The sequence below is a fragment of the Pseudenterobacter timonensis genome, from assembly GCF_900021175.1.
Classification (GTDB): Bacteria; Pseudomonadota; Gammaproteobacteria; order Enterobacterales; family Enterobacteriaceae; genus Enterobacter; species Enterobacter timonensis.
In genome coordinates this window covers 704,221-718,521 of record NZ_FCOP01000010.1, presented here as the reverse complement: position 1 = coordinate 718,521, position 14,301 = coordinate 704,221, and the positions used below count along the sequence as shown (strand labels likewise).

Annotated in this window: 12 protein-coding genes and 5 tRNA genes; 7 read left to right on the top strand and 10 right to left on the bottom strand. The window is 56.6% G+C overall.

The genetic code is table 11. The annotated features are described in order from the left end of the window. The first annotated feature begins 752 nt into the window (after positions 1-752). The 7 genes from proV to emrB all read left to right on the top strand — a co-directional run bounded on the left by proV (position 753) and on the right by emrB (position 9,488). Positions 753-1,955 (top strand): glycine betaine/L-proline ABC transporter ATP-binding protein ProV, encoded by a 1,203-nt coding sequence (proV, locus tag BN3796_RS05850; RefSeq protein WP_061707431.1) that lies wholly within the window; start codon positions 753-755, stop codon positions 1,953-1,955. Further along, positions 1,948-3,006: a glycine betaine/L-proline ABC transporter permease ProW gene (gene proW / locus BN3796_RS05845; protein ID WP_061707430.1), complete on the top strand. Its 1,059-nt coding sequence runs from the start codon at positions 1,948-1,950 to the stop codon at positions 3,004-3,006. Before proV ends, proW begins: the two co-directional genes overlap by 8 nt. A 72-nt stretch (positions 3,007-3,078) precedes the next feature. After that, on the top strand, positions 3,079-4,074 hold the full coding sequence (proX, locus tag BN3796_RS05840; protein ID WP_061707429.1) for a glycine betaine/L-proline ABC transporter substrate-binding protein ProX: 996 nt from the start codon (positions 3,079-3,081) through the stop codon (positions 4,072-4,074). Positions 4,075-4,584: 510 nt separating this feature from the next. Then, positions 4,585-5,769 carry an MFS transporter gene (locus BN3796_RS05835; RefSeq protein WP_061707428.1) on the top strand — a complete coding sequence of 395 codons (1,185 nt, stop codon included), beginning with the start codon at positions 4,585-4,587 and terminating at the stop codon, positions 5,767-5,769. 326 nt (positions 5,770-6,095) lie between these two features. Next, the gene (gene mprA / locus BN3796_RS05830; RefSeq protein ID WP_061707427.1) at positions 6,096-6,626 is read left to right on the top strand and encodes a transcriptional repressor MprA; all 531 of its coding nucleotides are present in this window, start codon (positions 6,096-6,098) and stop codon (positions 6,624-6,626) included. Between the two features lie 125 nt (positions 6,627-6,751). After that, the gene (gene emrA, locus BN3796_RS05825; RefSeq protein WP_061707426.1) at positions 6,752-7,924 is read left to right on the top strand and encodes a multidrug efflux MFS transporter periplasmic adaptor subunit EmrA; all 1,173 of its coding nucleotides are present in this window, start codon (positions 6,752-6,754) and stop codon (positions 7,922-7,924) included. Between the two features lie 16 nt (positions 7,925-7,940). After that, positions 7,941-9,488, top strand: coding sequence for a multidrug efflux MFS transporter permease subunit EmrB (gene emrB, locus BN3796_RS05820; protein WP_061707425.1), 1,548 nt, complete (start codon positions 7,941-7,943; stop codon positions 9,486-9,488). Between the two features lie 69 nt (positions 9,489-9,557). Here emrB and luxS read toward each other — a convergent pair whose 3' ends face one another. The 10 genes from luxS to csrA form a co-directional block, all read right to left on the bottom strand. Further along, positions 9,558-10,073 carry an S-ribosylhomocysteine lyase gene (gene luxS / locus BN3796_RS05815; RefSeq protein WP_061707424.1) on the bottom strand — a complete coding sequence of 172 codons (516 nt, stop codon included), beginning with the start codon at positions 10,071-10,073 and terminating at the stop codon, positions 9,558-9,560. Between the two features lie 159 nt (positions 10,074-10,232). Continuing rightward, a complete protein-coding gene (gene gshA / locus BN3796_RS05810; protein ID WP_061707423.1) occupies positions 10,233-11,777 on the bottom strand; it encodes a glutamate--cysteine ligase in 1,545 nt (514 codons plus the stop codon). Positions 11,778-11,860: 83 nt separating this feature from the next. Next, complete coding sequence (locus BN3796_RS05805; RefSeq protein ID WP_061707422.1) at positions 11,861-12,289, bottom strand: YqaA family protein; 429 nt, start codon at positions 12,287-12,289, stop codon at positions 11,861-11,863. Further along, positions 12,286-12,852 carry a fructose-1-phosphate/6-phosphogluconate phosphatase gene (yqaB, locus tag BN3796_RS05800; protein ID WP_061707421.1) on the bottom strand — a complete coding sequence of 189 codons (567 nt, stop codon included), beginning with the start codon at positions 12,850-12,852 and terminating at the stop codon, positions 12,286-12,288. Before yqaB ends, BN3796_RS05805 begins: the two co-directional genes overlap by 4 nt. A 215-nt stretch (positions 12,853-13,067) precedes the next feature. Next, positions 13,068-13,144: transfer RNA gene (locus tag BN3796_RS05795), tRNA-Arg, on the bottom strand. A gap of 31 nt (positions 13,145-13,175) precedes the next feature. Further along, positions 13,176-13,252, bottom strand: a tRNA-Arg gene (locus BN3796_RS05790). A 63-nt stretch (positions 13,253-13,315) separates the two neighbouring features. Next, positions 13,316-13,392, bottom strand: a tRNA-Arg gene (locus tag BN3796_RS05785). Between the two features lie 195 nt (positions 13,393-13,587). After that, a tRNA-Arg gene (locus BN3796_RS05780) sits at positions 13,588-13,664 on the bottom strand. Between the two features lie 4 nt (positions 13,665-13,668). Then, positions 13,669-13,761 (bottom strand) — tRNA-Ser (locus BN3796_RS05775). A 338-nt stretch (positions 13,762-14,099) separates the two neighbouring features. Then, positions 14,100-14,285 (bottom strand): carbon storage regulator CsrA, encoded by a 186-nt coding sequence (csrA, locus tag BN3796_RS05770; RefSeq protein WP_000906486.1) that lies wholly within the window; start codon positions 14,283-14,285, stop codon positions 14,100-14,102. Positions 14,286-14,301: the final 16 nt, after the last annotated feature.

Sequence of the window (14,301 nt, the reverse complement as noted above, 5' to 3'; positions counted from 1 at the left end):
GGGAGAGGGAACCGTCCGGTGCGGTTTTCATCTCCCGGAGAGGACGGGGTGAGGGTTCGACTCCACAGCCACGTTTATCAGGCTTTTCCCCCTCTCCCCTCCGGGGAGAGGGCCGGGGTGAGGGGCCGACTCCACAGCCACGTTTATCAGGCTTTTCCCGCTCTCCCCCCGGGGAGAGGGCCGGGGGGAGGGGCTGACTCCACAGCCACGTTTATCAGGCTTTTCCCCCTCTCCCCTTTGGGGAGAGGGCCGGGGTGAGGGGCCGACTCCACACCCACGTTTATCAGGCTTTTCCCCCTCTCCCCTTTGGGGAGACCCTCTCCCCTTTGGGGAGAGGGCCGGGGTGAGGGGCTGACTCCACAGCCACGTTTATCAGGCTTTTCCCCCTCTCCCCTTTGGGGAGAGGGCCGGGGTGAGGGGAAAGGAAATAACGTTCATTAATTTAATATAAAGCGCATCATTTCCGCCCGAATATTTCTCCGGGGACTATACTGTATTTTCCACCTCATATTCTCCTGAATCACGCCGGTTCAGGAGGAATTTCCCGATGCAGCAGCAAAAAATTCATAAAAATTCAAACCGCCCTCAGCCCTTATCTCATGGGAAATTCAGCCTGTTCATCGCCGCTCGCGCCGCCGCCATTTCGCCATGCAGGGTTGCCTCAGATTCTGAGTATGTTAGGGTATGCCCTCGCAAATATTTACACTGGTAATCTTATTGGCATAAATAAATAACGGGAAACACGCTATTGCATGGCAATTAAATTAGAAGTAAAAAATCTTTATAAGGTATTTGGAGAGCATCCACAGCGCGCCTTCAAATATATTGAAAAAGGACTTTCAAAAGAACAAATTCTGGAAAAAACCGGACTTTCACTCGGCGTTAAAGACGCCAGTCTGGCCATTGAAGAAGGCGAGATTTTTGTCATCATGGGGTTATCCGGCTCGGGTAAATCCACTATGGTTCGCCTTCTCAATCGCCTGATTGAACCCACCCGCGGCCAGGTACTGATAGACGGCGTTGATATCGCCAGAATATCTGACGCCGAGCTTCGCGAGGTGCGCAGGAAAAAGATAGCCATGGTATTCCAGTCATTTGCGCTTATGCCGCATATGACGGTGCTGGATAATACCGCATTTGGTATGGAATTAGCGGGAATAAGCGCGCAGGAACGTCAGGAAAAAGCGCGGGATGCCCTGCGTCAGGTTGGCCTGGAAAATTATGCCCACGCCTGGCCTGATGAACTTTCCGGTGGTATGCGCCAGCGCGTCGGTTTAGCCCGCGCATTAGCGATTAATCCTGATATTTTATTAATGGACGAGGCCTTTTCGGCGCTCGACCCTTTAATTCGTACGGAAATGCAGGATGAACTGGTAAAACTGCAGGCGAAACATCAGCGCACCATTGTCTTTATTTCTCACGATCTGGATGAAGCGATGCGTATCGGCGATCGCATTGCCATTATGCAAAATGGCGAAGTGGTGCAGGTCGGTACGCCGGATGAAATTCTGAATAACCCGGCAAATGATTATGTGCGGACCTTCTTCCGCGGGGTCGATATAAGTCAGGTATTTAGCGCGAAAGATATCGCCCGCCGCACGCCGAACGGCATTATCCGTAAAACCCCCGGCTTTGGTCCGCGTTCCGCGCTGAAATTATTGCAGGATGAGGATCGGGAGTATGGCTATCTGGTGGAGCGCGGCAATAAATTTGTCGGCGTGGTCTCCATCGACTCCCTGAAAACCGCCCTTAGCGAGGGACAGGATATTGACGCCGCGCTGCTCGACGCGCCGCTGGCCGTAGAGGCCGAAACGCCCCTCAGCGAGCTGCTCTCCCACGTGGGCCAGGCGCCCTGCGCCGTGCCGGTGGTGGGTGAGGAGCAACAGTACGTGGGCATTATCTCAAAACGTATGCTGTTACAGGCTTTAGATCGCGAGGGGGCTAACAATGGCTGATCAAAATCCGTGGGCAACCGCCGACGCGGCGCAAAATAGCGCGCAGTCCACCGACGCATGGGGAACCACTCCCGCACCGGCTGACGGCGGCGGCGCAGACTGGCTCAACAGCGCCCCGGCGCCCGCGCCGGAACATTTCAACATCATGGATCCGTTCCACAAGACGCTGATCCCGCTGGACGGCTGGGTGACCGAGGGGATCGACTGGGTCGTGACCCACTTCCGCCCCGTTTTCCAGGGCATCCGCGTACCGGTGGATTACATCCTGAACGCTTTCCAGCAGCTGATGCTGGGGATGCCCGCGCCGCTGGCGATCGCAATCTTTACGCTGATCGCCTGGCAGTTCGGCAGCGCGGGAATGGGCATCGCCACGCTGGTATCCCTGATCCTGATTGGCGCCATCGGCGCATGGTCGCAGGCGATGGTGACCCTGGCGCTGGTGCTGACCGCCCTGCTCTTCTGCCTGGCAATCGGCCTGCCGATGGGGATCTGGCTGGCGCGCAGCCCGCGCGCGGCGAAGGTAATCCGTCCGCTGCTGGACGCCATGCAGACCACGCCGGCATTTGTTTATCTGGTGCCGATCGTGATGCTGTTCGGGATCGGCAACGTGCCGGGCGTGGTGGTGACCATTATTTTCGCCCTGCCGCCGATTATTCGCCTGACCATCCTTGGTATCAACCAGGTGCCTGCCGATCTGATCGAGGCTTCGCGTTCGTTTGGCGCCAGCCCGCGCCAGATGCTCTTCAAGGTGCAGCTGCCGCTGGCGATGCCAACCATTATGGCGGGGGTTAACCAGACGCTGATGCTGGCGCTCTCCATGGTGGTGATCGCCTCGATGATCGCCGTGGGTGGGCTGGGTCAGATGGTGCTGCGCGGAATTGGCCGTCTCGATATGGGGCTGGCGACCGTCGGCGGCGTCGGTATCGTCATCCTCGCCATTATCCTCGACCGCCTGACCCAGGCTGTCGGCCGCGACTCCCGCAGCCGCGGCAACCGCCGCTGGTATACCACCGGCCCGGTGGGGCTTATCACCCGCCCGTTCGTTAAGTAATTCCCCTTTACCCGGTAGCGTTGCGCTGCCGGGTTTGAACTCCGATCTCCCTCCCATAATGAAGGAACAACGATGCGACATTACACACTTTTTGCCACAGCGTTTGCCACCCTTGTCTCCACCAGCGTATTCGCTGCCGATCTGCCAGGCAAAGGCATTACCGTTCAGCCGGTGCAGAGCACTATCTCTGAAGAGACGTTCCAGACTCTGCTGGTCAGCCGCGCGCTGGAAAAACTTGGCTATACCGTCAGTAAGCCGAGCGAAGTGGATTACAACGTTGGCTACACCTCCATCGCCTCCGGCGACGCCACCTTTACCGCCGTGAACTGGCAACCGCTGCATAACGATATGTACGACGCGGCGGGCGGCGATAAGAAATTTTACCGCGAAGGGACCTTTGTCTCCGGCGCGGCACAGGGCTACCTGATCGACAAAAAAACGGCTGAGCAGTACCACATCACCAATATTGAGCAGCTGAAAGATCCGAAAATCGCGAAGCTGTTTGATACCAACGGCGACGGCAAAGCCGATCTGACCGGCTGTACGCCGGGCTGGGGCTGCGAAGCGGTAATTAACCACCAGATTGACGCCTACGGACTGGGCAAAACCGTTGAACATAACCAGGGTAACTATGCGGCGATGATGGCGGATACCATCACCCGTTTTAAGGAAGGCAAGCCGGTTCTCTACTTTACCTGGACCCCGTACTGGGTCAGCGACGTGCTGAAGCCGGGTAAAGATGTGGTGTGGATGCAGGTACCTTTCTCCTCCATGCCTGGCAAACAGAAGGATATCGACACGAAGCTGCCGAACGGCATGAACTACGGCTTCCCGGTGAACACCATGCATATCGTGGCGAATAAAGCCTGGGCGGAGAAAAACCCGGCGGCGGCGAAGCTCTTCTCGCTGATGAAACTGCCGCTGGCGGACATCAACGCGCAGAACGCGATGATGCATGACGGTAAAGCCTCCGAGGCGGATATTCAGGGTCACGTTGACGGCTGGATCAAGGCCCACCAGCAGCAGTTTGACGGCTGGGTGAATGAAGCGCTGAAGACGCAGAAGTAAGACGCTCCCCTCACCCTAACCCTCTCCCCAAAGGGGAGAGGGGACCGTCCGGTGTGGTTTTTATCTGCTTGCCCTCACTCCACCAGCTTAATTTCCCCCCCTCTCTTTCCTCCTGGAAGAAGGCCGGGGTGTAAGACGCTCCCCTCACCCTAACCCTCTCCCCAAAGGGGAGAGGGGACCGTCCGGTGCGGTTTTTATCTCCTTGCCCTCACTCCACCAGATTAATTTTCCCCCTCTCTTCCCTCCCGGAAGAAGGCCGGGGTGTAAGACGCTCCCCTCACTCTAACCCTCTCCCCAAAGGGGAGAGGGGACCGTCCGGTGCGATTTTTATCTCCTTGCCCTCACTCCACCAGCTTAATTTCCCCCTCTCTTTCCTCCCGGAAGAAGGCCGGGGTGAGAGGCCACGCGGCCTGAACCGCACGATTCACCACCTGACAAATCCCCCATCCCCTTCGCGCTTCCGCTATGATGAACACCCATAAAATAATCCCTTAACTCACGATCTCTGACATGACGAAACCTTCCCACGGGCTCAGCCCGGCGCTGATCCTTTTGATGTCGGTGGCCACCGGCCTCGCCGTCGCCAGTAACTATTACGCGCAGCCGCTGCTGGATACGATTGCCAACGCCTTCTCCCTCTCCGCCAGCTCTGCCGGATTTATTGTGACCGCCGCACAGCTTGGTTACGCGGCGGGGCTGCTCTTTCTGGTCCCGCTGGGGGATATGTTTGAGCGCCGCACGCTTATCGTCACCATGACCTTGCTCTCCGCTGGCGGCATGCTGATAACCGCCACCAGCCAGTCGCTTGGGATGATGATCCTCGGCACCGCCCTCACCGGCCTTTTCTCGGTGGTCGCGCAAATTCTGGTGCCGCTGGCGGCCACCCTCGCTTCGCCGGAAAAACGTGGCAAAGTGGTGGGGACCATTATGAGCGGGCTGCTGCTGGGTATTTTACTGGCCCGCACCGTGGCGGAGCTGCTGGCGACGCTTGGCGGCTGGCGCACCGTCTACTGGGTGGCGACCGTTCTGATGGTACTTATGGCCCTCGCCCTGTGGCGCGGCCTGCCCCGGGTTAAACAGGAAAACCACCTTAACTACCCGCAGCTTCTCGGCTCCGTTTTCCAGCTTTTCACCCAGGATAAGCTGCTGCGCACCCGCGCCCTGCTGGGCTGCTTCACCTTCGCTAACTTCAGCATCCTCTGGACCTCCATGGCCTTTCTGCTGGCGGCGCCGCCCTTTAACTATTCCGAAGGGGTGATCGGCCTGTTCGGGCTGGCAGGCGCCGCAGGCGCGCTGGGCGCACGTCCGGCGGGCGGCCTGGCCGATAAGGGTAAAGCGCACCTCACCACCACTGTCGGGCTGCTGCTGTTGCTGCTCTCGTGGGTCGCCATCTGGTACGGCCATCTCTCCGTGCTCGCGCTTATCATTGGGATTCTTGTGCTCGATCTCACGGTACAGGGGGTCCATATCACCAACCAGACCGTGATCTATCGCGTGAAGCCCGACGCGCGTAACCGCCTTACCGCTGGCTACATGACCAGCTATTTCGTGGGTGGCGCGGCGGGTTCGCTGCTTTCCGCCTCCGCCTGGCAACATGCAGGCTGGTCCGGCGTTTGCGCAATCGGTGCCATTTGCGCCGCGATCAACCTGCTGATCTGGTGGCGCGGCTACCACCGCCAGGCGCCAATTCACTAACGTTTACAATGCTGAAGGGGAGCTTAGGGTGTTAAGCATCCCCTTAGTCTGATAAGGTTAATATCATCCTTTTTAAGAGATAATGATGTCGGGGGACACATTAATTAGTGTCATGAATAATTTAGACTGGTTAATCGCCCCCGTTTTTTCTCCTTCTCCTCCAGGGCCCCACGCCCTTCCGCTTCTGTGCTCACCGGGTCACGGAATTACCCGGCACTCGATGACAGTGATATCAGCTATGCGTATTTAATTCGCAAAAATAATTCATTTACATTATTTGTCACTGTCGTTACTATATCGGCTGTAATTAATGAGGTTATGCCCAAATGGATAGTTCGTTTACGCCCATTGAACAAATGCTTAAATTTCGCGCCAGTCGCCATGAGGATTTTCCATACCAGGAGATCCTGTTAACCCGTCTTTGCATGCATATGCAGGGCAAGCTGCTGGACAACCGTAATAAGATGCTGAAAGCTCAAGGGATTAACGAGACGTTATTTATGGCGTTGATTACGCTGGAGTCTCAGGAAAACCACAGCATTCAGCCTTCTGAACTGAGCTGTGCGCTGGGCTCTTCCCGCACTAACGCTACTCGTATCGCTGATGAGCTGGAAAAGCGCGGCTGGATTGAGCGCCGCGAGAGCGATAACGATCGCCGCTGCCTGCATCTGCAACTGACCGATAAAGGTCACCAGTTCCTGCGCGAAGTGCTGCCGCCGCAGCATAACTGTCTGCACCAGCTCTGGTCCGCGCTCAGCACCTCCGAACGCGACCAGCTGGAGCACATTACCCGTAAGCTTCTCGCCCGCCTGGATCAAATGGAAGAAGAAGGCACCGTCCTTGAGGTGCTGCGTTAACGCGAAGGACCCGCTCACCGATCCAGATTTCAAGAAAACCGACAGGCCAGCACTCATACTGCTGGCCTTTCTGACAACTGCCCGGCACAGCCGCGGTGACAATAAGAAGATCGTGGAGAACAACAATGAGCGCAAATGCGGAGAACATTAACCCGCAGCAACCGGCCAGCAAAAAAGGGAAACGCAAACGCGCCCTTCTTCTGCTGACTTTGCTCTTTATCATTCTTGCAGTGGCATATGGGATCTATTGGTTTTTAGTACTGCGTCATTTTGAAGAGACGGATGATGCGTACGTCGCAGGGAATCAGGTACAGATTATGGCGCAGGTGTCGGGCAGCGTGACGAAAGTCTGGGCTGATAATACCGACTATGTGCAAAAAGGGGATGTGCTGGTCACGCTCGATCCGACCGATGCGCAGCAGGCCTTTGAAAAAGCGCAGACCCAGCTGGCCGCCAGCGTGCGTCAGACGCGTCAGCAGATGATCAACAGTAAACAGCTTCAGGCCAACGTCGAGGTGCAAAAAACCGCCCTTGCGCAGGCGCAGAGCGACCTCAACCGCCGCGTGCCGCTTGGCTCCGCGAACCTGATTGGCCGCGAGGAGCTGCAACACGCCCGTGACGCCGTCGCCAGCGCCCAGGCGCAGCTTGACGTCGCTATCCAGCAGTACAACGCGAACCAGGCGATGATCCTGAATACACGCCTGGAAAACCAGCCGGCGGTGCAACAGGCGGCGACAGAAGTGCGTAACGCCTGGCTTGCCCTGCAGCGTACCAAAATTGTCAGCCCGATGACCGGCTACGTCTCCCGTCGTTCCGTTCAGCCCGGCGCGCAAATTAGCCCGACCACGCCGCTGATGGCGGTGGTGCCGGCCACCAACCTGTGGGTGGATGCGAACTTTAAAGAGACGCAGCTTGCCCATATGCGTATCGGCCAGACGGCTACCGTGGTCAGCGATATCTACGGCGACGAGGTGAAATACACCGGTAAAGTGGTCGGGCTCGATATGGGGACCGGCAGCGCCTTCTCTCTGCTGCCCGCCCAGAACGCCACCGGTAACTGGATCAAAGTGGTTCAGCGTCTGCCGGTGCGTATCGAGCTGGATACCAAACAGCTTGCTAACCATCCGCTGCGTATCGGCCTGTCGACGCTGGTTACCGTTGATACCTCCAACCGCGGCGGCCAGATGCTGGCCAACCAGGTGCGTAATACGCCTGCGCTGGAGAGTAACGCCCGCGAAATCAGCCTTGATCCGGTGAATAAGCTTATCGATGACATCGTGAAAGCGAACGCCGGTTAATCCGAGGGTGAGCGCTATGCAACAGCAAAAACCACAAAAACCGCTGGAGGGGGCGCAGCTGGTCATCATGACCATTGCGCTCTCCCTGGCGACCTTCATGCAGGTGCTGGATTCGACCATCGCCAACGTGGCGATCCCGACCATTGCCGGTAACCTTGGCTCCTCGCTGAGCCAGGGGACATGGGTTATCACCTCCTTCGGGGTGGCGAACGCCATCTCCATCCCTATCACCGGCTGGCTGGCAAAGCGCGTCGGCGAAGTGAAGCTCTTCGTCTGGTCAACAATCGCTTTCGCCATCGCTTCCTGGGCCTGCGGCGTCTCCAGCAGCCTGACCATGCTGATCTTCTTTCGCGTTATTCAGGGGATTGTCGCCGGGCCGCTGATTCCGCTCTCGCAGAGCCTGCTGCTGAGCAACTATCCGCCCGCCAAACGCTCGATAGCGCTGGCGCTCTGGTCAATGACGGTGATTGTGGCGCCGATATGCGGCCCGATCCTTGGCGGCTATATCAGCGATAATTACCACTGGGGCTGGATCTTCTTCATCAACGTGCCGATTGGCGTAGCCGTGGTGCTGATGACCCTGCAGACCCTGCGCGGACGTGAAACACGCACCGAACAGCGGCGGATTGACGCCGTTGGCCTTGCGCTGCTGGTGATAGGCATCGGTAGCCTGCAGATTATGCTGGACCGGGGTAAGGAGCTGGACTGGTTCTCCTCGCAGGAGATCGTCATTCTGACCATCGTGGCGGTGGTGGCGATAAGCTTCCTGATTGTCTGGGAGCTGACGGACGATAACCCGATAGTTGATCTTTCGCTCTTTAAGTCGCGAAACTTCACCATCGGCTGCCTCTGTATCAGCCTTGCCTATATGCTCTACTTCGGCGCTATCGTCTTGCTGCCGCAGCTCTTGCAGGAGGTCTATGGCTATACCGCCACCTGGGCAGGGCTGGCTTCCGCACCGGTGGGGGTGATACCGGTGATCCTGTCGCCGATAATTGGCCGCTTCGCCCATAAGCTCGACATGCGCCGGCTGGTCACCTTCAGCTTTATCATGTATGCGGTCTGCTTCTACTGGCGCGCCTGGACCTTTGAGCCGGGAATGAACTTTGGCGCCTCGGCCTGGCCGCAGTTTATCCAGGGCTTTGCGGTGGCCTGCTTCTTTATGCCGCTTACCACCATCACGCTCTCCGGCCTGCCGCCGGAACGTCTGGCGGCGGCATCGAGCCTGTCGAACTTCACGCGAACGCTGGCGGGCTCGATCGGCACCTCCATTACCACCACGCTGTGGACCAACCGCGAGTCAATGCACCACGCCCAGCTGACGGAATATGTCAATCCGTACAACCCCAACGCCCAGGCGATGTATAACCAGCTTCAGGGAATGGGAATGACGCAGCAGCAGGCGTCCGGCTGGCTGGCACAGCAGATCACCAACCAGGGGCTGATTATCTCTGCTAACGAGATTTTCTGGATATCGGCGGGGATCTTCCTGGTCCTGCTGGGACTGGTGTGGTTTGCTCGTCCACCGTTTGGTGCCGGCGGGGGCGGCGGCGGCGCGCACTGATGTTATTTCTTATCGGGCCGACAAGGGAGATGCAGGCCCGATAAGCATCGGGCCTGCACCGGCACAGGGCTAGATATGCAGTTCCTGCAATTTCTCTTTCGGTAAAGCCAGCTCGTCATTACTGTTGACGCGCACGTCGCGCTCAATGATATGACGGGCAATCTCCTGCGCCTCTTCCAGAGAGTGCATCTGGTAAGTTCCGCACTGATAAACATTCAGCTCCGGGATCTGGTTCTGATCCTGCACCTTCAGCACGTCGGCCATCGCCGCTTTCCAGGCTTCAGCAACGCGGGACTCCTCCGGCGTACCGATCAGGCTCATATAGAAACCGGTACGGCAGCCCATCGGGGAGATATCGATGATTTCCACGCCGTTGCCGTTCAGGTGATCGCGCATGAAACCGGCAAAGAGGTGCTCCAGGGTGTGGATCCCTTTCTCCGGCATCACCTCTTTATTCGGCACGCAGAAGCGCAGATCGAATACGGTGATAGTGTCCCCGTGTGGGGTGTGCATGGTCTTGGCTACGCGCACGGCAGGCGCTTCCATACGGGTATGGTCGACAGTAAAGCTATCTAATAACGGCATACGTCACCTCCGATAGTGATTTTTTTAAAATAAACTGAACTCTTTGCTCGCCTGCGCGTCTGAGTATATGAAAGACGCGCATTTGTTATCATCATCCCTGTTCTTCAGAGATGTAAGTTTGGCCACAGAGATGTGGCCTTTTTCTTTTCTGCTACTCTGCTACGCGTGCTTCGCCAGATAAACGTCAAACGGCTCCGTATCTGCCGCTTCCACCTCTTTCTGCCGCGCTACCGACGCGTCCCGCTCGGCGATAAAGGCCTCTTCGCTGATAACCGTCAGCGGCTCACTGAGCAACATCTCCCGGTACTGCGCCGAGAGCGCACGCCCCGTGCCGCCAATGCCCTTCTCAATCATCGAGCGCAGAATGCGCGCGGAGAAGGTCAGCTCCGGATCGTCAAAACAGGCGACCAGCTGGTCCGCCACCTTCTGATACGCCTCTGAACCATCAATACGATCCAGGGTCTGCGCCACGCGCTTCAGGTCACGGAAGAGATCTTTACCCACCTGCGCCAGCGGATGCTGGGCCGTTTCACAACCCATGCCGAGCGTCAGGCCCGGTTTGCGCCCTTCGAGGATCACGCGGTTCCAGTTGGTGCGGGTGCAGAGCAGTTCATCGGCGCTCATTTCCGGCGCCTCTGCCAGCGCGCACCAGACCATGAAGAGATCCAGGAAACGCACCTGCTGCTCGTCCACACCGATGGGGGAGAACGGGTTGATATCCAGCGAGCGCACTTCGATATACTCGATACCGCCGCGCTCCAGCGCATCCGAGGGCGCTTCCCCGTTGCGGGTGACCCGCTTCGGGCGAATCGGCGCATAGAGTTCGTTTTCAATCTGCAGGACGTTGCTGTTGATTTGCAGACGCTTGCCCTCTTTTTCGAGGCCGATTTTCTCGTACTCTTCCGACGGCGTTTTGATCGCCCGCTTCAATCCTGCCACATACTCATGCAATTCGTTAAACGTAATACCGAGATTGCTTTGCGACTTATTGGTATAACCCAGATCGCTCATACGCAGGGAAGTCGCATAAGGCAGATAGTACATGCCGCATTCGGTTTTCTCGAATGGCAGCGCGGTGGGCTTGCCCTGGAGGAACGAGGAGCAAATCGCGGGCGAGGCGCCGAACAGGTAAGGAATAACCCAGCCGAAGCGATAGTAGTTACGGATCAGGCGGAAATAGCCGTCCGAAATCGCCTCTTTGCTCGTCCCCCCGCACTTCGCTTCCCAGAAGGCCATCGGCAGGGAGAAGTTATAGTGCACGCCGGAGATGGTCTGCATCAACGCGCCGTAGCGGTTCTTCAGCCCTTCGCGGTAGAGGGTTTTCAGCCGCCCAATGTTAGAGCTGCCATACTGCGCCAGCTCAATTTCCTGTCCCTGCGCAATATAGCAGGGCATGCTCAGCGGCCACATCCGCTCGTCCCCGAGCTGGCGAGCCGTATAGCGATGGATGTCGCGCATGACGTCGAGCATATGATCGATATCGCCATCTACCGGGGTAATAAATTCCAGCAGCGCTTCGGCAAAATCGGTTGTGATCCATTTATGCGTTAACGCTGAACCCAGCGCCTGCGGATGTCCCGTTGTCGCTAAACTTCCATCTGCGTTTACGCGTAGCGTTTCGCGCTCAAGACCGCGCTGGATCCCCTTCAGAGCCTGAGGATGATTTTCCAGCCAGGCCAGCGCCTGTGATACGTCCGGGATCAAATTGACCTCCCGCCTGTCAAAGAGTAGTTACTTAGCATAATTGTAATGGTTGACGATTGAAGGTCGCTTATTTATTCCACCAATTAGTGCCACCACGTCATACCCTGTAAAGTCGCGAATGCCACAAAGACATAGCGCACCCCTTTGCCAAGGCACAAAAAAAAGAGCACTGGTCCCCAGGAGAGACGCATCCATCCCGCCAGCAGACACAGCAAATCGCCCATAACAGGCATCCAGCTTAGTAAAAGCGTGGCAGCTCCATAGCGTTTAAGCCAGCCTGCTGCCCTTTCCTGCCAGCGTGATTTTTCACGTAACGGAAAGAAACGCCCAAGGATAACGTTAGTCAGCCCTCCAAGGCTATTACCCATTGTTGCGGTTAAGACCAGCAACCACGGCTGACTTAAGCCCGACAGCAGCATGGCAACCAGCACAACTTCGGAATTGCCCGGAAGTAGTGTGGCGCTCAGAAAGCTGCCGGCGAAAAGTGAAGCGAGTGACAGCAGGTCACTCACAGCAGGCGAACGTCCACCGCCGCCATTCCGGCATCACGCGCGGCCTGAATACCAAAATCAGCATCCTCAAACACGACACATTTTGCAGGAGGTACACCCATTAACTCTGCACAAAGCAGGAAGGTGTCCGGGGCGGGCTTGTGATTTTTAACATGATCGGCGGCAACGACAGCAGTGAAATAGCGGCGCAGGTCAAGATGGTTGAGCAGCGCTTCGGCAATCGCGCTTTCGCTGCCCGTCCCGACTGACATAGGACGACGCCCGTACCACTCTTTCACCACCTCAACGAGCGGTAAAGGTTGTACGGTATCTAACAGTATCGCTTTTACCGCGTCGGTTTTTTCACGCGCGAGCTGGTGCGGGTCGAGATCGGCCTGATTCAGTTCAATCACGGCCTGTGCAATACGCCAGGTGGGGGATCCGTTGAGGCCAATCATCGCTTCAAGGTCGAAGCGCATACCGTAGCGGCCAAGCACCTCATCCCACGCCTTACGGTGCGTTGGCTCCGTATCGAGGATAGTGCCATCCATATCAAAAATCAGACCGTCATACTGTGCGTACATCGTGCTCTCGCAAAACGATTAACAAGGTTAATACTGTATCGCAAATGGTCTTTTTTGTCGCTGATGGAGATAAGGATTACTGTCAGAACGATGAAGGAATAAACAGAGAAGAAAAAAGAAGAGAAGAAGATGGTGCATCCGGGAGGATGACTCGGCTGCGCCTCGCCCTGCGGGCCGTTGCTGAAACAACTGCGTCGCTGTTATTTCGGAGAAGATGGTGCATCCGGGAGGATTCGAACCTCCGACCGCTCGGTTCGTAGCCGAGTACTCTATCCAGCTGAGCTACGGATGCATCGGGATACTGCTTTGATAAATAGTAAAGATGGTGCATCCGGGAGGATTCGAACCTCCGACCGCTCGGTTCGTAGCCGAGTACTCTATCCAGCTGAGCTACGGATGCATCGGGATTTACTACTGTTACTGCTGATATCAGGTATCGCTTTAAGCCATACTGAGTAATAGATGGTGCATCCGGGAGGATTCGAACCTCCGACCGCTCGGTTCGTAGCCGAGTACTCTATCCAGCTGAGCTACGGATGCATCGGGAATTACTGCTGTTACTGCTGATATCTGGTCTCACTTCAAAAGCGATAACCAAAATATGGTGCATCCGGGAGGATTACTCGGCTGCGCCTCGCCCTACGGGCCGTTGCTGTCGCAACGTTATCCTCCCTGGTGCTCGCGATTAATTCGCGAGTCCCTGAAACAACAGCATCGCTATTATTTCAAAGAGGATGGTGCATCCGGGAGGATTCGAACCTCCGACCGCTCGGTTCGTAGCCGAGTACTCTATCCAGCTGAGCTACGGATGCAAAATGGCGGTGAGGCGGGGATTCGAACCCCGGATGCAGCTTTTGACCGCATACTCCCTTAGCAGGGGAGCGCCTTCAGCCTCTCGGCCACCTCACCACTCAACGCCTCTTTCGAGTGCTTCGAAGAACTCGTTGAAAGCTCTTCGTCGCTGCGTGGCGCATATATTACTTTCCCCGACTTATAAGTCAAACAATTTTCCATAAGCTTTAATCGTTTGCACAAATCGCAGGCAATTCGCCTGTAAAACCCGCAAAGGGAGTGTTTTATAAGCGTATTTTGCTGGCTTCTGCAAAGGATTCGGCACGCATCAGGGCCCGTTACTGACAAGATAAGGTCTCGCGAAAGGCGAAAAAGTGAGCAAACAGAATCAAACAGTGAATTTTGAGAAACGCAGGAAGGTGTTGCGTCTCGCCGGACGGCGAGACGCGGTAATATCAGTAACTGGATTGCTGGGACTTTTCAGCCTGGATACGCTGGTAGATCTCTTCACGATGGACAGAGACTTCTTTAGGGGCGTTAACACCAATTCGTACCTGGTTGCCCTTAACCCCTAAAACTGTCACGGTGACCTCATCCCCAATCATGAGGGTCTCACCAACTCGACGAGTCAGAATCAGCATTCTTTGCTCCTTGAAA

Excerpts from the sequence above, each read along its gene's own strand:
- proV (WP_061707431.1), top strand. The coding sequence starts at position 753 with ATGGCAATTAAATTAGAAGTAAAAAATCTTTATAAGGTATTTGGAGAG.
- proW (WP_061707430.1), top strand. The coding sequence starts at position 1,948 with ATGGCTGATCAAAATCCGTGGGCAACCGCCGACGCGGCGCAAAATAGC.
- proX (WP_061707429.1), top strand. The coding sequence starts at position 3,079 with ATGCGACATTACACACTTTTTGCCACAGCGTTTGCCACCCTTGTCTCC.
- BN3796_RS05835 (WP_061707428.1), top strand. The coding sequence starts at position 4,585 with ATGACGAAACCTTCCCACGGGCTCAGCCCGGCGCTGATCCTTTTGATG.
- mprA (WP_061707427.1), top strand. The coding sequence starts at position 6,096 with ATGGATAGTTCGTTTACGCCCATTGAACAAATGCTTAAATTTCGCGCC.
- emrA (WP_061707426.1), top strand. The coding sequence starts at position 6,752 with ATGAGCGCAAATGCGGAGAACATTAACCCGCAGCAACCGGCCAGCAAA.
- emrB (WP_061707425.1), top strand. The coding sequence starts at position 7,941 with ATGCAACAGCAAAAACCACAAAAACCGCTGGAGGGGGCGCAGCTGGTC.
- luxS (WP_061707424.1), bottom strand. The coding sequence starts at position 10,073 with ATGCCGTTATTAGATAGCTTTACTGTCGACCATACCCGTATGGAAGCG.
- yqaB (WP_061707421.1), bottom strand. The coding sequence starts at position 12,852 with ATGTACGCACAGTATGACGGTCTGATTTTTGATATGGATGGCACTATC.
- csrA (WP_000906486.1), bottom strand. The coding sequence starts at position 14,285 with ATGCTGATTCTGACTCGTCGAGTTGGTGAGACCCTCATGATTGGGGAT.